The 19,600-nt window shown below is 61.8% G+C and carries 18 protein-coding genes; 7 read left to right on the top strand and 11 right to left on the bottom strand.

What is annotated here, in order from left to right; translation table 11 throughout:
* Together HJB82_RS14450 and HJB82_RS14445 are read right to left on the bottom strand one after the other, a co-directional pair.
* A complete protein-coding gene (locus tag HJB82_RS14450) occupies positions 1 to 234 on the bottom strand; it encodes a DUF2188 domain-containing protein (RefSeq protein WP_207582895.1) in 234 nt (77 codons plus the stop codon).
* A 72-nt stretch (positions 235 to 306) separates the two neighbouring features.
* Positions 307 to 567 carry a hypothetical protein gene (locus tag HJB82_RS14445; protein ID WP_207582896.1) on the bottom strand — a complete coding sequence of 87 codons (261 nt, stop codon included), beginning with the start codon at positions 565 to 567 and terminating at the stop codon, positions 307 to 309.
* Positions 568 to 713: 146 nt separating this feature from the next.
* Between HJB82_RS14445 and HJB82_RS14440 the strand changes: the two genes are divergently transcribed.
* The 3 genes from HJB82_RS14440 to HJB82_RS14430 all read left to right on the top strand — a co-directional run bounded on the left by HJB82_RS14440 (position 714) and on the right by HJB82_RS14430 (position 3,697).
* Positions 714 to 1,142 (top strand): OsmC family protein, encoded by a 429-nt coding sequence (locus HJB82_RS14440; protein ID WP_221140309.1) that lies wholly within the window; start codon positions 714 to 716, stop codon positions 1,140 to 1,142.
* A 99-nt stretch (positions 1,143 to 1,241) separates the two neighbouring features.
* On the top strand, positions 1,242 to 2,678 hold the full coding sequence (locus tag HJB82_RS14435) for an FAD/NAD(P)-binding protein (RefSeq protein ID WP_221116101.1): 1,437 nt from the start codon (positions 1,242 to 1,244) through the stop codon (positions 2,676 to 2,678).
* Between the two features lie 113 nt (positions 2,679 to 2,791).
* Positions 2,792 to 3,697, top strand: coding sequence for a DMT family transporter (locus HJB82_RS14430; protein ID WP_207582899.1), 906 nt, complete (start codon positions 2,792 to 2,794; stop codon positions 3,695 to 3,697).
* A gap of 19 nt (positions 3,698 to 3,716) precedes the next feature.
* Here HJB82_RS14430 and HJB82_RS14425 read toward each other — a convergent pair whose 3' ends face one another.
* The 4 genes from HJB82_RS14425 to HJB82_RS14410 are packed head-to-tail and all read right to left on the bottom strand — an operon-like array spanning position 3,717 to position 9,511.
* Positions 3,717 to 5,336: a VOC family protein gene (locus HJB82_RS14425; RefSeq protein WP_221116099.1), complete on the bottom strand. Its 1,620-nt coding sequence runs from the start codon at positions 5,334 to 5,336 to the stop codon at positions 3,717 to 3,719.
* Between the two features lie 21 nt (positions 5,337 to 5,357).
* Entirely contained in the window at positions 5,358 to 6,953 is a 1,596-nt protein-coding gene (locus tag HJB82_RS14420) for a response regulator (protein ID WP_221116098.1), read from the bottom strand.
* A gap of 4 nt (positions 6,954 to 6,957) precedes the next feature.
* Positions 6,958 to 7,383 carry a response regulator gene (locus tag HJB82_RS14415; RefSeq protein ID WP_007633372.1) on the bottom strand — a complete coding sequence of 142 codons (426 nt, stop codon included), beginning with the start codon at positions 7,381 to 7,383 and terminating at the stop codon, positions 6,958 to 6,960.
* Complete coding sequence (locus HJB82_RS14410; protein WP_221140307.1) at positions 7,370 to 9,511, bottom strand: PAS domain-containing sensor histidine kinase; 2,142 nt, start codon at positions 9,509 to 9,511, stop codon at positions 7,370 to 7,372. The genes HJB82_RS14415 and HJB82_RS14410 overlap by 14 nt, the downstream gene beginning before the upstream one ends.
* 194 nt (positions 9,512 to 9,705) lie before the next feature.
* On the opposite strand from HJB82_RS14410, the gene HJB82_RS14405 reads away from it, so the two are divergent.
* The 3 genes from HJB82_RS14405 (at position 9,706) to HJB82_RS14395 (ending at position 11,735) form a co-directional block, all read left to right on the top strand.
* Complete coding sequence (locus tag HJB82_RS14405) at positions 9,706 to 10,083, top strand: response regulator (RefSeq protein ID WP_221116097.1); 378 nt, start codon at positions 9,706 to 9,708, stop codon at positions 10,081 to 10,083.
* A gap of 479 nt (positions 10,084 to 10,562) precedes the next feature.
* Positions 10,563 to 11,267 (top strand): LuxR C-terminal-related transcriptional regulator, encoded by a 705-nt coding sequence (locus HJB82_RS14400; RefSeq protein WP_207582904.1) that lies wholly within the window; start codon positions 10,563 to 10,565, stop codon positions 11,265 to 11,267.
* A gap of 30 nt (positions 11,268 to 11,297) precedes the next feature.
* Entirely contained in the window at positions 11,298 to 11,735 is a 438-nt protein-coding gene (locus HJB82_RS14395; protein ID WP_207582905.1) for a response regulator, read from the top strand.
* A gap of 3 nt (positions 11,736 to 11,738) precedes the next feature.
* Here HJB82_RS14395 and HJB82_RS14390 read toward each other — a convergent pair whose 3' ends face one another.
* The 4 genes from HJB82_RS14390 to ybaL all read right to left on the bottom strand — a co-directional run bounded on the left by HJB82_RS14390 (position 11,739) and on the right by ybaL (position 17,517).
* Positions 11,739 to 12,455, bottom strand: a complete 717-nt coding sequence (locus HJB82_RS14390) for an ATP-binding protein (RefSeq protein WP_207582906.1) — start codon at positions 12,453 to 12,455, stop codon at positions 11,739 to 11,741.
* Positions 12,456 to 12,635: 180 nt separating this feature from the next.
* Positions 12,636 to 15,182, bottom strand: a complete 2,547-nt coding sequence (gene secD, locus HJB82_RS14385; protein WP_221140305.1) for a protein translocase subunit SecD — start codon at positions 15,180 to 15,182, stop codon at positions 12,636 to 12,638.
* 84 nt (positions 15,183 to 15,266) lie between these two features.
* The gene (locus HJB82_RS14380; RefSeq protein WP_207582908.1) at positions 15,267 to 15,647 is read right to left on the bottom strand and encodes a hypothetical protein; all 381 of its coding nucleotides are present in this window, start codon (positions 15,645 to 15,647) and stop codon (positions 15,267 to 15,269) included.
* Between the two features lie 52 nt (positions 15,648 to 15,699).
* Positions 15,700 to 17,517 carry a YbaL family putative K(+) efflux transporter gene (ybaL, locus tag HJB82_RS14375; RefSeq protein WP_221140303.1) on the bottom strand — a complete coding sequence of 606 codons (1,818 nt, stop codon included), beginning with the start codon at positions 17,515 to 17,517 and terminating at the stop codon, positions 15,700 to 15,702.
* A gap of 79 nt (positions 17,518 to 17,596) precedes the next feature.
* Here ybaL and HJB82_RS14370 point away from each other — a divergent pair, with 79 nt between their 5' ends.
* A complete protein-coding gene (locus tag HJB82_RS14370; protein WP_221131270.1) occupies positions 17,597 to 17,851 on the top strand; it encodes a helix-turn-helix transcriptional regulator in 255 nt (84 codons plus the stop codon).
* Positions 17,852 to 17,875: 24 nt separating this feature from the next.
* On the opposite strand, the gene HJB82_RS14365 is transcribed toward HJB82_RS14370, so the two are convergent.
* Positions 17,876 to 19,297 (bottom strand): glycosyltransferase family 39 protein, encoded by a 1,422-nt coding sequence (locus HJB82_RS14365; RefSeq protein WP_221140301.1) that lies wholly within the window; start codon positions 19,295 to 19,297, stop codon positions 17,876 to 17,878.
* Positions 19,298 to 19,600 lie beyond the last annotated feature (303 nt).

Genomic DNA, 19,600 nt, shown 5'->3' with positions numbered 1-19,600 from the left:
TCAGAGCCGACTGTTGCTCTTATCGGTTTCGATTTCCTGAAATGCCCAGCCGCCGCCATCGGCCGCGGGATAGGCGAGCAGCGCGTCGCCATCGCCGATCTTCTGGCGTGACGCAGCGTCTTTGGCATGGACTATCGCCTCATCGGCCGTTGCATAGGTTTCCGAAAGCGTGTCTCCGAGCTTATAGGCCCAGCCATTGTCGTGCGGCACGACCTGATAGGTGATATCGGCCATTTCGGATCTCCTCTCTTTTCGTTTTCACGCAATTCCGAATGCAAACCACTGCACACTTTGCTGGAATTGCGCCTAGTTCCGATTTGGTTTGCGCCGCTCGTCGAGGGCGATGATCTTCTCCAGCGAAGCGATATCCTCGCTGGTGACGACAGGAACCGGATCGGCAGCGATCGCTTCAAGCACTTCCTTCGAGACGGCGCCGTTGCGGATCGCCCATTCCAGCGTTTCGCGCGTTTCCCGCTCGGCTTTCAGCTGCGCATAGAGCGCAACGATCAGCCGATCGCGCGCGTCCATGCGCCCGCTTTGACGGTCCACGCTACGGACATCAGGCATCGCAATTCACCTTTGTCGCTGATTTCGTTCAGGTGTAATCAACTGATAGGGAATGCAAAGGTTCCGAAACCGCCGGGCGGCCCTTGCCCGTTGCGGCGCCGGGCGGAAATTGCCATCTGCAGACAGTTCGTCAAAAGGATTTCATTATGGTCGATCTCAATGCCCGTCCCCGCCCGACCGGTGCCACCGCCGTTCTCGGCCGCACGGGTTTTCCGCATGTCACCTCCGCCACCGGGGGTGAGATCGATATCGTCACCTCGCCGTCGCAGCCGGGCTTCAATCCGCTCGATCTGCTCTATGCCTCGCTCTCGGCCTGCCTCGTGCTCAGCGCCCGCATGGCCGCCAGCCAGATGGGTGTTCTCGACAAGATCGGCGAGATCACTGCCGAGGTCACCGGCGAGAAGGCGACGGAAGGTCTTTCGCGTGTTGCCAGGTTCAATATCGCCTTCTCGATCAAGGGCGACATCGACGAGGAAACCCGGCAGAAGATCGTCCATGCAGCCGAGGATGAAATCTGCACGGTGAGCAACACGATCCGCGGCAACCCCGATTTTTCGATGACGATATCGGCATAGATTGAATCTACACAATATTTATAGACAATTGCCGGGGAGGATTGCGCGACCCATGCCCGGCTTCTATGCTTGGGCATCGAAAGCGATGATCCGGCCACCATGCAGTCTAAGCCTTTCCCGAAGTCCGAACGGCCCGTCGTCGCTATCATCGGTGGCGGCGTCTCCGGCGCCGGCGTCGCCTATCACCTCGCCCGGGCGAACTACGGCGAGCCTCCCGTCATCCTGGTCTTCGAGCCGCGCGCCGAACTCGGCCGCGGCCTTGCCTACGACACGGCCGATCCCGCCCACCGCATCAATGTCCCGGCCGCCAAGATGAGCCTGCAGCCCGACGACCAGGGCGAATTCCAGGCCTGGATCGAAGCCCGCGACGCCGTCGCCGGCGACCCTCAGGCCAGACAGCCCGATGGCTCGCTCTTCCCGCGGCGCCGGCTGTTCGGAGATTATGTCGCCTCCCTGCTGAAGCCGCTCGTGAAAGACGGTCGCGTGCGGCATTGCCAGGCGGCGGTGACCGGTGTCGAGCGCCGTGCCGGCCGCTGGACCATCCGCGATGATAAGGGCGGCGTGACCGAGGCCGATATCGTCGCGATCGCCACCAGCCATCCGCCGCCCGCAGCCCCCGGCCGGCTGGCGAGCCGGCTTGCGGCCCATCCCCGTTTCGTCGCCGATACCACGAAGCCGGGCGCGCTCGAGGTGATCCGCCCGCATGACCGGGTACTGGTCATCGGCAACGGCCTGACGGCCGCCGATGTCATCGCCTCGCTTGCTGAGCGCGGACATGACGGTCCGGTGTCCGCGATCTCGCGCCGCGGTCTGCGTTCGCGCGGGCACGCGCCGGTGCCGCAGCCGCTCTTTGGCGACTTCGTCGTGGATGCGGCACATTCTTCCGGCTCGCTGCTGGCAAGGATCCGCGCCGCCATAAAAGCGGCGAAGGCTGAGGGCATTAGTTGGCACGGCGTGATCGATCAGGTGCGGGCGCAGGGACACGATCTCTGGCAGGCGCTGCCGGACACTGAGCGACGCCGTCTCGTCCGCCATCTGCGTCCCTATTGGGATGTGCACCGTTTCCGCATCGCGCCGCAGGTCGAGGCTGTGCTCGACGCCGCGATTGCCGCGGGCCGCCTCGACATCCTGGCCGGTTCGGTCGCGGATGCACGCATCGAAGGCCAACTCATTCTGTGCGCCCTGCAGCCGCGTCATCAGCGCCTGCCGCTGGAGCGGTGCTATGACGCCGTCATCGTCACCACCGGCCCGGCCCATGGCGGCATCCTTGACACCCAGCCTTGGCTTGCAGCCCTTGCGACAAGCGGCCACCTGTCGCTCGATCCGACCGGCCTCGGCCTTGCCTGCACCGAGCGTTCTGAGGCAATCGGCCCGTCGGGAACGGCCGATCCTTCGCTGCTGATCTCCGGCCCGCTGGCGCGGGGTACATTCGGCGAGTTGATGGGCCTGCCGCAGGTGACCGAGCATGCCTTCTTCGTCGCGTCCGAGATCGCCGTCAAGCTGCGGGCAACCTCTAAAAATATCCATCCGCTCTGATTTTCGATCGATCTGTCGCTCCTCGGCTGTCGCCGACGACCGACTTCTGATAGTTCCTCGCGGTATTGTCCCGCCGCCGGGCATCCGGGTGGCTTAGAAGAAGCATCAAGATCATGTCGCAGGCTGCCTCCACCCTTTCCGAAGCCTCGCCTTCCAATCGCCTCGCCCTCGCCGCCCTCATTCTGGGCGGGGCAGCGATCGGCGGCTCGCCGATCTTCGTCCGGCTGTCCGAAGTCGGACCGATGGCCACGGCCTTCTGGCGCGTAGCGCTGGCGCTGATCGCGATCTTCATCGTTTCGCTCATGAAAAAGGATGCAGGCCCGAAGCCGCAGAGCCTTTCCGATTACGGCATGCTGATCCTTCCGGGCGCCATGCTGTCGCTCGACCTCGCCGCCTGGCACCTTTCGCTCACCATGACCTCGGTTGCCAATGCGACGCTGCTGGCCAACCTCGCACCGGTCTTCGTCACGGTGATCGCCTTCGTCTTTTTCGGGGCGAGGATCAGCGGCGTTTTCCTGTTCGGGCTTGCCCTGGCGCTGGCAGGCGTCGTCGTTCTGAAGGGCGGACCGGCAGCCATCGGCAATGGCGATCTCAGCGGCGATGGCATCGCGATGATCGCTGCCTTCTTCTACGCCTGCTACATCCTGGCGATCGGCAGGCTGCGGAGCCGGTTCGATACGATCAGAATCATGCTGTGGAGCACGGCGTCCGCTGCCATTTTCATCTTCCCGATCGGCTTCTTTTACGAAGGTCAGATGCTGCCCGCGACCGTCTATGGCTGGTCGATCCTCTTCGGTCTTGCCTTTATCAGCCACGCCGGCGGACAGGTGGCGATCACCTACGCGCTGGCCTATCTGCCGCCGGCCTTTTCCTCTTTGACGCTGCTGTTGCAGCCGGTCGTCGCGGCAATCCTTGCCTGGGCACTGTTGAACGAGGCAATCGGGACGATGCAGGCGCTCGGCGCTGCCGTCGTGCTCGCCGGCATCATGGTTGCCCGCGCTTCTCGCGTTCAGGTTTAGCCGTTTTCGGAAACGACGCTCAGCGATTCTCCTGCAGCAGCCATTTCTGGATGATCGGCACGTCGGCATCGCCGAGATCGTGGCCGCCGGGAATGACGTCGGAATCGACGGTGGCGCCCGAACTCTTCAGCCGCGCTTCCAACTCGCTGGCATATTTGCCGTAGGCATCGGTCTTGCCGCTGATGACGAGCAGGTCGGTGCCTTTGAGATCGGCATGCGGATAGTCGCTGAGAACCGGCATGGAGCGCAGCAGCACTGCCTTGTGAACCAGGTTCGGGTGCAGGTAGAGCAGCGAATTCAATAGGTTGGCGCCATTGGAATAGCCGACATAGACGACTTTCTGAGGATCGAGCCCGTAGGATTTGACGGCACCCTCGATAAAGGCAGCGAAGGCCTCCGCCTCGGTCTTGATGTCGTTCTGATCGAAGGAGAAGGGGGTAAGGCGCTTGTACCAGCGCGGAAAGCCTTCCTCCGTCGCGCGGCCGCGCACGCCAAGCAGCGTCGCACGCGGTGCCGCCTTGTTCAACAGTGGCATCAGCGTCGTCTCATTGCCGCCGGAGCCGTGCAGCAGCACGAAGACGCTGCCGTCGGGGTCCGGCGGCGTATAGAAGCGATGGACGAATGGCAATTCGCGGTAATTGATGCGCGGTTGGCCGGGCATGGCAAATTGCGGCAGCATGACCTTCAGGTCGTGGAGATTGGTGATCGCTTCGGGCGGCGCGAACAGCTTCGACCCAAGGGCGGCCTGCTGTTCGTCAACGGTCATGCCCGGCTTGTCGGTCGCCAGTTCTATCAGCGTGCCGCCGGGCTCGCGGGCATAAAGCGAGCGGAAATACTTGCGGTCGTGCATGCTGGTCGGCGAGGCGTCGGTCGCCTCGAGTGCCTTGCGGACGGAAAGCACCGTCTCCTCGTCCGCGGCGCGGAAGGCGACGTGATCGACCGTGCCGGTGCCCGGCGCGCCGGACCAGAAGCCACGCGCATCGCGCACGTCGATGACGTCGCCGGATTGCGAAATCAGCCTGTCGATCGTGCCGCGGCTCGCCTGGAAGCGGTAACCGAAATGGCTTTCGAGAAAGCTGCGGCTTTCGGCAGGCTTCTCGGTCAGCATGGTTACCCCGCGCACGCGCTGGACGGCATGTTCGACCGGGATCGATGCGCCGTCCCAGGCAGCCGGCGACACCAGGGTCTTTGCGCCCGCGAGCTTGAGGATGATGTTGTCCGGATCCTTCAGCCGCAGCACAGGCTCGCCGAATTCAGCGGCCGGCCCTTCCGAGCGCAGGCCGAAACTCATGGCTCGCGTCAGCCAGTAGCCGATGCTGGCGGGGTCGATCGACAGTGATATTTCACTGATCTGGCCGAAGCCCGCCCGGCCTGGCGCGCCATCTTCCCAGGCGAGGAAGGTGAGGAGCGAACCCGGCGTTCCTGCCGCGTCGCCGTAGAAGAGATGAAGTTGTGTCGCGTCCTCGTAGCCGGCCGTCTGCTTGACGAGCCGCATGCCGAGAAAACCGACGTAAAAGTCCACGTTCGCCTGCACCTTTCGGGTGACGGCCGTCACGTGATGTATACCTGATACCATCGGAAGCAGTCCTGATTGAAGCGGTGTCGTCAGGAGCGCGAGTATGAGAGCTGCGAAGGTCATACCGTTGCCAATGACCACCGCTTAGTTTTGTTCCGCACAAAGCGCAAGCGAATCGCCGCGCTGCAGCAACTCCAAATGTTCGACATCTTCGAGTGCCTCTTCGAGTTGCTGCAGGGTCGGCGGCTTGACCATATAGGCGCGCGCGCCGAGATTTCTGGCCCGCTGTCGGTCGCTCTCATCGCCTGACGTGCTGAGAATGCAGACGGGAATCTGGTTGAGGCGGATATCGGCGGAAAGCGCACGCAGCACCTCGAAGCCATCCATGATCGGCATGTTGATGTCGAGCAGCATCAGGTCGATTTGCGGCACATCGGCGCTACCGGCGCGTTCTTCGAGCAGCCGCATCGCCTCGCGTCCGTTGGTGGCGACATGCAGGTGGAAATCCACCTTCTCCCGCCGCATCAGCTTGATCTTCAGAAGTTGGATGTCGGCCGGGCTGTCCTCCACTAGCAGCACTTCGGCGAGCCGGCCTGCACCTTCGCCTGGCTGCTCCGCCGGCTTGCTGTTGTGCGGGATGGCCGAAACAGCAGGCGGCGCGGGCCTCGTCTCGGAGAGCGGCACGTCGAGAATGAAGGTGGCGCCCGGCCCATTTTCCGCCTCGCACCAGATCGAGCCGCCGTGCAGCTGTGCGATGCGGCGGCAGATGGCAAGGCCGAGCCCGGTGCCCTCGATGCCGCGGCCGACGAGGCGCTTGAATGGCTGGAAGATCAGTTCGCGATGCTGAGGATCGATGCCCGGCCCGTTGTCACGCACGGTGAGGCGACAGAAATCGCCATGCGCTTCGCCCGAGATCGTGACCTCCGGAACCTTCTGCTCGCAGTAGCGGATGGCGTTCGACACGAGATTCTGCAGCAGCTGGGTCAGCAGCGTCGCATCGCCCATAACCTCCGGCAGCGCCCCGCGGATGATGACGGCGCCGCGGCTTTCGGTCTGCTGGCGCAGATTGTTCTCCACCTGATCGAGCACATCAGAGAGTGAGACCGGCGTCAGCACTGGCCCGCCGGAGGCCTCGAGTCTGGTGAAACCCGACACCTTGACGATCAGATCTTCCATATGGTCGGCGGCGCTGAGCACGTAATCGAGCAGTTCCCGGTCTTCAGCCGGAAGCGCTGCAGAACCGTGCAGGATGCGGCTGAAGGATTTGATCGTCCGGAGCGGCTCCTTCAGATCATGGGCCATGGCGCGCGTGAAGATCTCGAGCGATTGCCGCTTCTGCTCCAGCCGTGCTTCCAGCATGCCGTGCATGATGGCGTTCTGGATGCAGCGATGCAGTGTTTCCGGCGACAGCGAATCCTTCGTCAGATAGTCGCGCGCGCCGCTCTTCATCACCTCGACGGCAACGGTTTCGTTGCCCTGGCCGGTCAGCATGATGACGTTGGCGGCGGGATCGTTCTCCAGGATATCGGCAAGAACGCCGAGCCCATTGCGCCCCGGCAGCGAATAGTCGAGCAGGATGCAGTTCGGCCGTTTCCGGCCGTTCAGCGCAAGGCCCTCCTCACCCGTTTCCGCTTCCAGGACGGAATAGGCGGTACTGGAGACGCGGCCCAATATGCGGCGATACGCCTCGCGATCGTCGATATTGTCGTCGATGATGAGAATGCTGCAGTTTTCCGCCAATCTGTCAGTCCTCAAGCGGCAGGATGGCGATTTCGAACCAGTATTCCTTCAGCCGCTGGATCGCCCCGAAGAGCCCGTCGAGATCGACCGGCTTCTGCACATAGGTATTGGCGCCGAGCGCATAGCAACCTTCGATATCGCGTTCGTCGTCGGAGGTGGTGAGGATCACCACCGGGATCTTGCGCCAGCCGGCGTTCGACTTGATCGCCTCCAGCGTCTTGCGGCCGTCAAGCCCCGGCATGTTGAGATCAAGCAGGATCAGCCCCGGTTTCGGCACCATCGCGCCGAGCATGTCGAGCGCTTCCTGGCCGGAGGCCGCCCAGCGGATCGAGTTGCGCAGGTTGGTGCGTTTGAAGGCGCGCATCGTCGCTTCGAAATCGTCTTCGCTGTCCTCGACGATCAGGATGGGTTGCGTGTCACGCTGCTGCATTCTGCCCCTCGCGCTTTTTTCCCAGAGTAAAATAGAATGTCGTGCCGGCGCCGACCTCGGATTCCAGCCAGATATCGCCGTTGTGCCGCGCGATGATCTTGCGGACGAAGGTGAGGCCTGCTCCGGTTCCGTCGTCGGAATCCTGCGACTTTTCCAGCCGTTTGAAAATGCGAAAAATGTCCTCATGGAATTCCTGGGGTATGCCCTTGCCGTTATCCCTGACGAAAAAAACGTTGCGGGCAACGGTACCGTCCTCGCCTACGAACCGATCGAGATAGCCGATCGAAACGAGCGGTGCCGACTTGTCATTGTATTTGATCGCATTGGTGATGAGATTGCGGAACACCTCGGTCAACCGCGGCGCGTCGCAGACCACATCAGGCAACTGGCCGTCGATAATGACCTTGGCATGCCGCTCCTCCAGCAGGAGTTCCATCGTCGCAACGACATCCTTGACGATCAGACCGATATCGGTGCGTTTGACCGCCAGCTGCTGCCGTCCGAGCCGGGAGAAATAAAGCAGGTCGTTGACGAGTTTTTCCATGCGCTGGCTGAGGCGCACCAGCCGGTTCAGTCGGCGCACGCCATCGTCGTCGAGCTTGTCCTCATAGTCTTCGAGGAGAAAACGCGAGTGGTTGTGCAGGCCGCGCAGCGGTTCCTTGAGATCATGCGAGGCAATATAGGCGAATTCGTCGAGGTCGTGGTTGCTGCGCTCGAGTTCGGCCGTATAGGCCTCGAGCTGGGCAAGTGTCGTTTTCATCCGCTCTTCCTGCCGGGAGCGCTCGCTGATGTCACGCACGATGCCGACGAAGATCTTCGTATCGCCGGTGGCGACGGCGCTGATGGAAACGTCGATCGGAAAGACGATGCCGCTGTTGCGCCGTCCAGAGACCATGCGCGTCTTGCCGATGATACGCTCCTCGCCGGTCCGCCGGTAATGGGCGAGATAGCCGTCATGCTCGGAATGGTAGGGTTCGGGCATCAGCATCTTGATATTCCGGCCGATCGTCTCCTGCGGGGAGTAACCAAACATGCTTTCAGCTGCCGGGTTGAAGCTCCTGATCGCTCCACTCTCGTCGATGACGATGACGGCATCGGGCGTGCCGCGAACCAGCGCGCCGAAACGGACCCGCTCGGTTTCGAGGTTGTGATTGTTGCGCATGAAATAAAAGATGAGGATCGCGATCAGCCACAGCGTCGCGGCCGTGATCGTGCGGTTGGCGATCTCCTGCCAGAATGCTGCCTCGTCGTGCTTGACGGCGAAAAAGCCGAGCATCAGCAGCACGGTGCAGGCAAAGGCGAAGAAAAGCGGCGCGTTCCGGTTACCGAACCAGAGCGCCGTCAGCACCAGCGGCACATAGAGAATGCCGTTCGCAACACCGAGCGGCGTATAAAGATCGACGAGAAGGCCGGTGAAGCAAACCGCAGCTGGGATCCAGAGCGGGATCTGCGCTCGGTTTGCCGGCAGCAACCACCAGGAACGGGCGAGAAGCCCCGAGCCGAAGATCACGATGCCGACCGCCGTATGCACCGCCATCGCCACGTAAGGCCCCCAGCGGTAACCCTGTTCGGCATCGGTGATATAGCTGGCCAGGGCGATCATGCCGAGGGTGATGACGACGTAGCTCGTCAGTTCCTGCACCACCTGGCTTTTCCTCACCGCGTGGAGAGAGAGCAGCAGCGAAAGATTGGCGATCAGGAAGACCAACGCCGTGTTCGGCCCCATGCCGCCGCCGATCTGCGCGATGAAATCGGGCGGGATGACGAAGCGGGCGATCAGCAGGTCGACATTGTGGAAGGTCCGGCCGAGCGTCGCGATTTCGACGAGCCGGGCCGCGGCGATTGCCGCCGCAAACCCTGCCATGATCGTTGCCGCGATCCGAAAACGACGGACAGCCAGCGTCGAGGCGGCAAGTCCCACGCCGGAAAGCACGAAGCAGAGCGCGGTGTTGAAGGCCATCGATGGAAAGCCGGGAACGAGCGAAATGATCACCGTGATCTGCAGCAGCCAACCGGCAACGGCGCTCATTCCGAGCAGGACCATCAGGCCGCCAACCGCAATCGCGAAGCCACGGTAGCGCCACCGCCTCCGTTGGTCCTGCAGGTCCACGTTGGACTTATCCTGCACTCGTCGTGTCCTCCTCGGTTCGCGCGGCCATTTTTTCCGAAATCGAGGAATACTCAATAGGCAGGGGAGGGCGGTGCTGCGCTTTTTGCGAAATGATTTTTCGATAAGATGGATCGAATTTTCGTGAAACCGCGATATCGTGACGTTGAAGGACAGCGAAGTTCATTCGAACAATATCCAAATCATGGTGCTGAATGCCTACCATAATTTACGTCGATGACAGCAGGGATGATCTCTTCTATCTCGACTATATCCGCAGGAAGCAGCAGATAGAGGTTGATCTATTCTGTTTTTCGACCGCCGAGACGGCGCTGGCGGCGCTGGAACAGCGTGCGGCGGAAGGCTGGGCCCTGCCGGAGCTGCTGGTCGCCGATCTCTACATGCCGCTCGACAGCGGCATTGCCTTGGTGAGCACGCTGCGTCGGGACGATCGTTTCAAAGCGATGCGGCTTGCCGTCTGCAGCGGCTCGGATGCTGCCGAGGATCGTGCGCGCTCACTTAAGGCCGGCGCCGATGCCTATCTGGAAAAGCCGCTTGACCTCGCCAGGATTCTTCTCAATCTTGAGATGTAGGAAACGGCGAGCGCCCGGTAACCCATACTCCATTCTTTGTCCAAGCCATATGACGAACCGCAATTGACAAGGTCGAGGACGCATCACAAGATGCAACCGACGCGAAGGAAATGGTACGCAAAATAAGCGTTGAGAGAACCGATCAACCCGCGTTCGCCGCCACGAACATCAGCCAACCCCTTAGCTGAATGGGCCTGTCGGCTCTCTCGCGCTTACGTCTGGCACTGCCTTCTCGCATTCATGGATGTTGAATGCAGGAAGAATACGATACCCAGGTAAGAACTACTGCCCTCAGTAAAATCTGCCCGTGCATCACTTGTCGTTGAGATAATTGATGATTTCCGCCTTAGATATCGAAAGTCCCCGTTTTCGATATTCGTCATCAACCGTCTCGCAATTTTTGTAGCTCTTCGCGTTAAAGACGTATATCCCAAGATTTCGGGATTGGAGGTATTGGCGGGAGGAGAGGAAGAGTGGGAATGAATAATGCCCCGGCAATTCCCTTTCACGCCGGACCGGAACTGAGCCGGGCGATCAATCGCACCGATTTTTTCCGGCTGCTGAAGTCGGCGGCGCAGCACTACAACTTCGATCATTTCGCGCTGGCCCGCATCTCCGAGGCTTCGGCCCCTTTCGCTGAACGCGATGTCGTCATCACCAATGTCGCCGAGCGGCGTGTCGGCCTTTTCATCACGACGTTGAAGGAAGCGCTGGGGACCGTCCGGGCAAAGTCCGCCCAGTTTCTGGCAACCCCGGTTCATGGCAGAAGCGCACAGCCGGAAGACTATCGCTCCGATCTCGTTTTCAACGAGTTCCGGAGTGGCGTCTTTTTGTTCATCCCGCTGTTTACGCCGGAAGGGCGGCGCTATTGCCTCGTGCTCAGCGGCGAGCGCCAGGAGCCGGATCAGAGCGAAGTCGCCGACATGCTTCTCGACGCCATGCGCATTTTCGACAAGCTTTATGAGGAAATCTTGACGCAGGAAATGTCCGGACGGCTGACCCAGCGCGAGCAGGAAATTGTCAAATGGACGAGCGAAGGCAAGACGTCGGCTGAGATCGCCATCATTCTCGGTCTTTCCGAACACACGGTCAATTCGCACATCACCGCGGCCGCACGCAAACTTGACGCTGTCAACCGCGTTCACATGGTGGCGATCGCCTTGAGGAATGGTTTGGTTTCGTGACGGTGGTTTCGGGATTGGGGAAATGAGACGATGATCACCGAAACGGGCCGAAGGAACGCCGTAAAAGTTCTCTTTGTCGACGACGAATTCATCGAATTCCGTGCGCTCAAGAAGAAGATCGCCGATCTCTCCGAGCCGGCCGTCGAGGTTGAATATTCGCCATCGATCGGTGACGCGCTGGAAAAGATCCGCTTGGAGCGTTTCGATCTGATCCTGCTCGACAACCGCCTCCTGCCGAACGCCGATTTCCGCGAAACGGTACCGGAATTGCGCGGCATCGGTTACACCGGCCCGATCGGCGTCGTCTCGACCGATATATCGGGCGGCTATTTCCAGGAATTCCCGAATTACGGCGTCGATTTCCGCATCGGCAAGGATGAAATCGATGCCCAGACGCTGCAGCACATCATCCGCGAATATGTGACCTACGACGTCCCGGATTTTTGGAAGGACGACTACAGTATCTAACGATCAAGCGATGGGAAGGCGGATGACGAAGCGGCTGCCGCTTGCATCCGAATGTTCAAGGCTGATATCGCCGCCAAGCGCTGTTAGAAATTCCCGCGCCGTCGTCAATCCGAGACCGGCGCCCTGGACCGCTCCCTCCTTGGGCAATTTCCAGAACGGCTCGAATATCCGCTCCCGATAAGCCGGATCGATGCCCATCCCATTGTCGGAAATCCGGATCAACCAATCGGTCCCCTCTCGCTCCGCCGCAATGCCCACATGCGGGGGCGCTTCGCTGCGATAGATGAGGGCATTGGTCAGCAGATGCCTCAGCGCCAGGCCGAGCAGGGCAGGGTCGGTGCGGATGGAGGGCAGGCCTTGGCTCTCAAGCGTCGCGTCGTGGGTCGCCGTCTCGTCGGTCAGTTCGCCCCAGACATTTTCGGCCAGCGCCTGCAGATCGACCTCTTCAGGCGTCACCTGAGGTGTTCCGCCGGCAAGGCTCATCAATGCCTTGGTGAGGCGCTGCGCGACTTGCGCCTTTTCCATGATCATCCTGAGGCTCTGAAGCTGTTCGCCGTCCAGCGTCTCCTCGAGATCGTCGAGCAGCAGCTCGGCATACATGGCGATATGACGGAGCGGCGATTGCAGGTCGTGCGAGGCGGTTGCGAGAAAACGCTTGATGCGCTCCTCGCTATCGCCGGCAACGTTGGTTTCCTGCGGTCTCGTCGGGTTGGATGACATTGGCGCTTCCCCGATCTTTTGGCGGAGAATTCCGAAACCGGAATCCGGATCTAACTTATTGAAGTTGAGCATGATGCCGAAAACGCTCACATTTTTCGCCATCGCGCTTTGGTCGACAATAGAAAGAGGGCGCCGGTTCTGCAACCGGCGCCCTCTTCAAGATGCGTTTACACGCGGATTTTAGCTCGCTGACTTGCGCGGGCGACCCTGTTCCGGCGGGATGATTTCGACTGCGCCGTCGGTTGCCGGTGCCTTCGCATGGCGGCGGCGCCAGTCGCCGAGGAAGAGCAGGATCGGTGCCGCGATGAAGATCGAAGAGGCGCCGGCCACGAGAATGCCGAAGACCATCGGGATCGCGAAGCTTGATACGGCGCTGCCGCCCCAGATCGCCATCGGCACCAGCGCGAGGAAGGCCGTCGCATTGGTGTAGAGGCTTCGCGCCAGGGTCTCGTTGATCGACTTGTCGATGATCTCGCGCAACGGCATCGACTTATAGAGCCGCATGTTTTCGCGCATGCGGTCGTAGACGACAACCTTGTCGTTCACTGAGTATCCGACGAGCGTCAGGATGGCGGCGATGGCTGTCAGGTTGAAGTCGAGGCCGGTGATCGCGAAGAAGCCGATCGCCTTGGTGACGTCGAGCACCAGCGTGACGATGGCGCCGACGGCAAACGGCCATTCGAACCGCACCCAGATGTAGATGAGCATCGCGAAGCTGGCGATCACCACCGACAGGATGCCGGCCCAGGCAAGCTCGCCGCTGACCTTCGGACCGATGACGTCTGTGCCTTCGACGGTGGCGCCCGGATCAATCTTGGCGACTTCGGCCTTCAGTTTGGTCACCGCTGCCGTCTGCGCCTCTTCGCCGCCTTCCTGCCGTTGGGCACGCACAAGAATGCTGTTTTTGTCGCCGAAGGACTGCAATGTGATTTCGCCGAGCCCGAGAGTGTTCAGGCCATCGCGAAATGTGCCGAGATCGGCCGGGCCGCTGGTCTTGACGGACATCTGGATGCCGCCGCGGAAATCGACGCCGTAGTTCAGACCCGGATGGATGAACAGCAGGACCGAAGCGATCGAAAGCAGCGCCGAAACGGTGACCCCGAAGAAGCGCGCCTTCATGAACTGAATGTGCTTGTCATAGGGGCTGAACGGGATCAGCGGCCGGATGTTCAGCACCTTGAGCTTGCTGCGGCGGGTGATCTCGATCATCGCGACGCGCACGAAGGCGACCGAGGTGAACATCGAGATGATCAGGCCGAGCGCCATGGTCACGGCGAAGCCGCGAACCGGCCCGGAGCCGAAATAAAACAGGATGGCCGCAGCGATCAGGGCCGTCATGTTGCCGTCGATGATGGTCGAATAGGCACGGCGGAAGCCGGTATCGATGGCGGCGAAGGCACTCTTGCCCTTGCGTGTTTCCTCTCGGATGCGCTCATTGATCAGAACGTTGGCGTCGACCGCAAGACCGATGCCGAGCACGACACCGGCAATGCCTGGCAGCGTCAGCGTCGCACCCACCAGCGTCAGGGCCGAGAAGGTCAGGATCGTGTGGATCAGGAGCGCGATATTCGCCAGAACGCCCCAAGTGCCATAGAGAACGAAGATGAACAGTGCGACGAGCGCAAAGCCGACGAGGCCGGAATAAATACCCATCTTGATGGCGTCGGCGCCGAGGTCGGCGCCGACGGTGCGTTCCTCGATGACCGTCAGCTTGGCGGGCAGGGCGCCGGCGCGCAGCATGGCGGCAAGCGTCGTTGCGCTGTCGGCCGAGAAGCTGCCAGAGATCTGGCCGGAACCGCCGGTGATCGGCTCGCGGATAACAGGCGCGCTTAGCACCTTGTCGTCGAGGACGATGGCGAACGGATTGCCGACGTTCTGACGGGTGATTTCGGCAAAGCGGGTGGCGCCGGCGCTGTCGAAGCGGAAGCTGACGACCGGCTCATGCGTGTTCGGATCGAAGCTGACGCGGGCGTCCGAAAGCCGGTCGCCGGAGATTTCGACGCGGTCGAGGACCGGATAGGACCTGCCTTCCTCGTCCTTCAGCATGGTCACGCCAGGTCCCGCCTCGTTGTTCGGCGCCAGCATGTGGAACGACATCTTGGCGGTGGAGCCGAGAAGCTCGCGCAGGCGCGACGGATCCTGGGCGCCCGGAAGCTGGACGAGCACGCGGTTGGCGCCGACGCGCTGGATGGTCGGCTCGGAGACGCCGACCTGGTCGACGCGCTGACGGATGACTTCAAGGCTCTGCTGGACGGCATTATCGACATTGGCCGAGATGCCGGCCGGCGAGAAGCCGATGGTGATCGTGGCGCCGTTCGCGGTGACATCAAGATCCGTCTGGCCGGCGCTGATGCCGGTGCTGATCGGATTGGCGAGCGTCTTGAGGTCGGTGACGGCGGCATCGCTCTGCGCGGCATCGGCGAGCGTCACGACGATCTGGTTCTGGCTGCGGACGACGGCCTTCGGCTGGATGCCCTTTTCGCGCAGCACGCGGCGTGCGTCCTGAAGCAGCGATTGCAGCCGCTCCTTGGTCAGGTCCGCTTCGTCGACTTCCAGAACGAGATGCGAGCCGCCGCGAAGGTCGAGGCCGAGTGACACCTGTTCATGCGGCAGCCATGCTGGCACGCGCTGAAGGACGGATTGCGGCAGGACGTTCGGCAGGGCGATCAATAGGCCGAGAAAGATGATCACGGTATAGGTGAACACCAGCCATGGTGAAGTACGCATGTTGTATTCCTTAGATAATCGGGGGGCCGGCGCTCGGGCGCTGGCGGCATGTCGTCAGATGTCGGAAGCGCCTCGGCGCAAACGTCAGGCAGCAGCCGGCGGTGCGCGCGGCTGATGGGTCCTGGAGACCACGGCATGAAGCAGAGCTTCGGATGCCGGAAAAGCGGCCGATATGTTCCATCCGGCGAAATCGACAACCGGGGCAGCGACAAGGGCGGGCGATCCGGCATCATGAGCTGCCTGCTTCGGCGCAAGCTTGCGCTCGGTGGCGAGCAACCCGCGCACGGCATCGCGCGCAGTCAGCTGCGGCGGTTGCGGATCACGGCCGGAGGAGGAAAGCGTATTGACGGCAGCGGCCGGCGAGATGACCAGATTGCCGCCGAAAAGCAGGCCGAGATAGGCAAGGATGGCGACGAGGAGAGAAGCGGCGACACGGTTGGTCAGACGGTGCTGGTCCAGCTCCATCTTCTCCGTCCCGGCGATGTCACTCCCGTATCGGCTCAAAAGCGCGCCAATCTCATTCTCTTTGCGGCGGAGCGTCATCCGCCGGGATAATTGTATCAGGCCCACGCTCGTCTTCATAGGGCACACTCTCATGATGCACTTGGGCGAGCCGGTCAACCATACCCAGCGCGATTTCACGCTCGCCCATGATGACGGTGTCGGCGCCATAGTGCTTCAATTCATCGACCTCGGCGTCGGAATGGGCGCGGGCGACGATGAGGATCGACGGATTGACGCTGCGCGCCTGCTCGGCGATGCGGCAGGCCTCGAAGGCGTTCGGGATGGCGATTGCAAGGCTGCGGGCGGCGGAAAGGTTGGCGAGGTCGAGCGTTTCCCGCATCACCGCATTGCCCATCAGGGTTTCGATACCCTGAGCTTTCAGCTCGCCGATGCGCTTGTCGGAATCCTCGATGACGAGGAAAGGTGTGGCTGACGATTTGAGATTCTGCCCGACGATGCTGCCAACCCGCCCGTAGCCGACGAGAATGGCGTGGCCGCTGAGAGCGGTCGGGTGCACCTCGTCGTCTTCGGGCAAAACCTCCTCCTGGGCGGCGATCGCAGCTGCCGCGAGAGGGGCCGCCACCACCTCTTCCCGCTTTGCCCCGTCCAGCAGCGGCCGCACGCGGTCGCAGAGGAAGAACAGCAGCGGATTGAGGATGATCGAGATGATGGCGCCGGCAAGGATCAGATCGCGGCCTTCCTCCGGCAGCAGCCCGAGTTCGACGCCGAGGGCGGCGAGGATGAAGGAGAATTCGCCGATCTGGCCGAGGCTGGCCGAAATCGTCAGCGCCGTGCTAAGCGGCTTCTTGAAGGCGAGCACGATCAGCAGGGCGGCGACGGATTTGCCGATGACGATGATGAAGATGGTGGCGAGGATCGGCAGCGGCTTGTCGATCAGGATGTTCGGATCGAACAGCATGCCGACCGAGACGAAGAAGAGTACGGCAAAGGCGTCGCGCAGCGGCAGGCTTTCCTGTGCGGCGCGATGGCTGAGTTCGCTTTCTGCAAGCACCATGCCGGCAAAGAAGGCGCCGAGCGCCAGCGACACGCCGAAGAGCTTTGCCGCTCCGAAAGCGACGCCGAGCGCAATCGCCAGTACGCCGAGCCGGAACAGCTCGCGCGACCCGGTATGGGCGATGCGGTGCATCGTCCATGGAATGAGCTTGCGGCCGAAGACCAGCATCAGCGCCACGAACAGCGCCACCTTCACCAGCGTCATGGCGATCATGCCGCCGATGCCGAGATCGAGGCCCAACAGGCGGTTCAGCCCGGCCGAGAGCGGCTCGACAGGCGCGTGACCGTCACCGCCGATGCTGGCTGCGGCCGGGATGAGCACCAGCGCCAGCACCATGGCGAGATCCTCGACGATCAGCCAGCCGACGGCGATCCTGCCGCGCTCCGTTTCGACCAGGCGCCGCTCCTGCAGCGCTTTCAACAGCACCACGGTTGAAGCGACCGAAAGCGCCAGGCCAAAGACCAGGCTGCCGCCGGTCGGCCAGCCCATGAAGGCGCCGAGCCCCCAGCCGAGCAGCGTCGCGAAGGCGATCTGCGCGATCGCGCCTGGCACGGCGATGCCGCGCACCGACAGCAGGTCTTTCAGCGAAAAGTGCAGGCCGACGCCGAACATCAGCAGGATGACGCCGATTTCGGCAAGTTCCGGCGCCAGGCTCTGATCCGCCACATAACCCGGCGTGTGTGGTCCGACCAGCACGCCGGCTATGAGATAACCGACGAGCGGCGGCATCCGCAGCCGATGGGCAAGCGCGCCGAAGACGAAAGCCAGCACGAGGCCGCCGACGATTGTCGAAATCAAGGGCGTATCGTGTGGCATTGCTGTCTCCCGATCTGGAAATCCCGTTCGTAATATGACATATATGGTCTATATCGACCAATATGGGTAAGTTGAAATTATGGGTCAAGGCGCAAGGGAAACAATTCTCACTCCCGCACTCTGCCGCGCGGCGCGCGGATTGCTCGATTGGACCCAGACCGATCTTGCCGACAGGGCCGCCGTCTCGCGCAGCACCATCCGCGATTATGAGGGTCGCCTCCACGACATCCACCGCGCGACGGAGGCGCAGCTGCGCCTCGCCTTCGAGGAAGGCGGGGTCCAATTCGTCGAGATCGATGGGGCGGGTACCGGCCTCTGCCTGTCCACGGCATAATTCCTCAAATCGGAATCGATCGACTCAGGGCGCCAGGCAGGTGGCGGAGACCCTGTAGACGGAGAGCGACTTACCCCTGTAATAGCCCTCCGTCGGCTGCCAGTTCTTCAGAACCTCGGGCGTCTCCGCGGCGCAGGTCAGGGACCCATCCGTCAGGAAAAGCACTTTGCCGGTGATGTCGGCAGGTAGAGCGAATTCCTGTTCGTAATAGCTCTCCGGAAGGCCGGCCGGCGCCCGCGCATAGATCCGGTAGGATGCATCGCGCAGCGTATAGAAAAGATCGGCGACCATGTCGCGATTGTCGGTGACGATGATGTCGGTGCCGGCCTGAGCCGCGAGTGCGGCGGCCTCGCGGCTGACCTCGGCGCGGCCGAGATAGCGCTTCATCAGTTCGTCGCCGTTCGGCAGCAGCAACTGCTGCGGAAAGACCGTCGCCAGCGGAAACAGCAGGCTGGCGATGCCGTTGATGGTGAGCGACAGTCTCAGGCCCCTCGGCCACATCCGATAAAGCAGCCAGACGGCAAGGATGGTCCCGGCGATATAGGCGGTCACCGCCCAGTTCGCATAGGCCTTGGCGACCGTTGCCTGTAGCGTGATCAGCACCACCACCGGCATCGACAGCCAGACCAGCATCTTTTCCCGATCGTCGCTCCTGCCCTTGATCATGCGATAGACTGCCCAGAGCATCGCAAAGAAGATGATCGGCCCGACGACGCCGAATTGGGCGGAGAAGAATTCAAACCCGCGACGGAGATTGATGCCGAGTTCGCTCCAGTGGGCGATGTCCTGCGTATGCCGCACCGTCGTATTATTGTGCTGCAGGTTCCACCAAAGGTTCGGCAAGGCAACCACCGTCGCGATCGCGACCGCAATGATGAAATCCCGGATGGCGATGCGCGCCGCCGGAATGAAGAGGAGAGCAAGCGCGCCGCCCGGAACGACGAACAGCACGGCGTATTTCGTCATGAAGGCGAGGCCGACGCCGAGGCCCATGACGAGCGCGAGCCCCACCGAGCGACGCTGCGTCAAGCCGAAATAGGCAAACAAGCTGATCGCGATGAAGAACAGCAGGATCACGTCGGTCGAGAAGAATACCGAGGAAAGTGCGACGCCCGGGAGGGTAATGTAGGTGGCGCCTGTCCACCCTTCGATCTCCGGGCCGACGAAACGCTTTGCAACCTTCATCAGAACCAGTGCCGCCGCCATGTGGATCAGTGGTCCGGAGAGCCTGATCCAGTAGATGGCGTTGGAGCCGGAAAGCTCGGTCATCGCCCGGATCACCCAAGCGATCATCGGCGGTTTGGAATAATAGCCGAGATCGAGATTCTGCGCCCAGAACCAGTACTGCGCCTCGTCGACGAACAGGTCCGTCTGATCGAAATGCAGCGTAACGACGCGCCAGAGCGTGAAGCCAAGAACGATGAGGAGACCAGATCTGGGGGACATAAGCGAGTGTTCCGCTGACATGAAAGGCGCCAGTGCGATACACCAAAGGTGCCGGACTGCCAACGGGGATGGATGGGTTTTAGAACACCCGAAGCGCGCGGATATCGCGGTTTGCGGCGAGAAAATCGAGGCGGGCGACGGCGGCGAGCAGCGTCATTGCAATCAAGCAGGAACCCAATCCGAGAACAATCATTGCTCTGTCCTTGTCGACGTCATGTCTTGGTTATCGACCGGCGTATATCACGGAGCTTGCGTGTGCCTTGTAGCAGCCGTGCAACTCCGCAGCAGTATTTGCTGTGAACG

The organism is Rhizobium sp. NZLR10 (assembly GCF_019685125.1).
GTDB lineage: Bacteria > Pseudomonadota > Alphaproteobacteria > Rhizobiales > Rhizobiaceae > Rhizobium.
Note: the sequence above shows the minus strand (reverse complement) of the source record. Positions and strands in the feature narration are given on the sequence as shown.

Excerpts from the sequence above, each read along its gene's own strand:
- HJB82_RS14450 (WP_207582895.1), bottom strand. The coding sequence starts at position 234 with ATGGCCGATATCACCTATCAGGTCGTGCCGCACGACAATGGCTGGGCC.
- HJB82_RS14395 (WP_207582905.1), top strand. The coding sequence starts at position 11,298 with ATGATCACCGAAACGGGCCGAAGGAACGCCGTAAAAGTTCTCTTTGTC.
- HJB82_RS14390 (WP_207582906.1), bottom strand. The coding sequence starts at position 12,455 with ATGTCATCCAACCCGACGAGACCGCAGGAAACCAACGTTGCCGGCGAT.
- HJB82_RS14440 (WP_221140309.1), top strand. The coding sequence starts at position 714 with ATGGTCGATCTCAATGCCCGTCCCCGCCCGACCGGTGCCACCGCCGTT.
- HJB82_RS14365 (WP_221140301.1), bottom strand. The coding sequence starts at position 19,297 with ATGTCCCCCAGATCTGGTCTCCTCATCGTTCTTGGCTTCACGCTCTGG.
- ybaL (WP_221140303.1), bottom strand. The coding sequence starts at position 17,517 with ATGCCACACGATACGCCCTTGATTTCGACAATCGTCGGCGGCCTCGTG.
- HJB82_RS14380 (WP_207582908.1), bottom strand. The coding sequence starts at position 15,647 with ATGGAGCTGGACCAGCACCGTCTGACCAACCGTGTCGCCGCTTCTCTC.
- HJB82_RS14415 (WP_007633372.1), bottom strand. The coding sequence starts at position 7,383 with ATGCAGCAGCGTGACACGCAACCCATCCTGATCGTCGAGGACAGCGAA.
- secD (WP_221140305.1), bottom strand. The coding sequence starts at position 15,182 with ATGCGTACTTCACCATGGCTGGTGTTCACCTATACCGTGATCATCTTT.
- HJB82_RS14400 (WP_207582904.1), top strand. The coding sequence starts at position 10,563 with ATGAATAATGCCCCGGCAATTCCCTTTCACGCCGGACCGGAACTGAGC.
- HJB82_RS14405 (WP_221116097.1), top strand. The coding sequence starts at position 9,706 with ATGCCTACCATAATTTACGTCGATGACAGCAGGGATGATCTCTTCTAT.
- HJB82_RS14370 (WP_221131270.1), top strand. The coding sequence starts at position 17,597 with ATGGGTCAAGGCGCAAGGGAAACAATTCTCACTCCCGCACTCTGCCGC.
- HJB82_RS14430 (WP_207582899.1), top strand. The coding sequence starts at position 2,792 with ATGTCGCAGGCTGCCTCCACCCTTTCCGAAGCCTCGCCTTCCAATCGC.
- HJB82_RS14425 (WP_221116099.1), bottom strand. The coding sequence starts at position 5,336 with ATGACCTTCGCAGCTCTCATACTCGCGCTCCTGACGACACCGCTTCAA.
- HJB82_RS14445 (WP_207582896.1), bottom strand. The coding sequence starts at position 567 with ATGCCTGATGTCCGTAGCGTGGACCGTCAAAGCGGGCGCATGGACGCG.
- HJB82_RS14435 (WP_221116101.1), top strand. The coding sequence starts at position 1,242 with ATGCAGTCTAAGCCTTTCCCGAAGTCCGAACGGCCCGTCGTCGCTATC.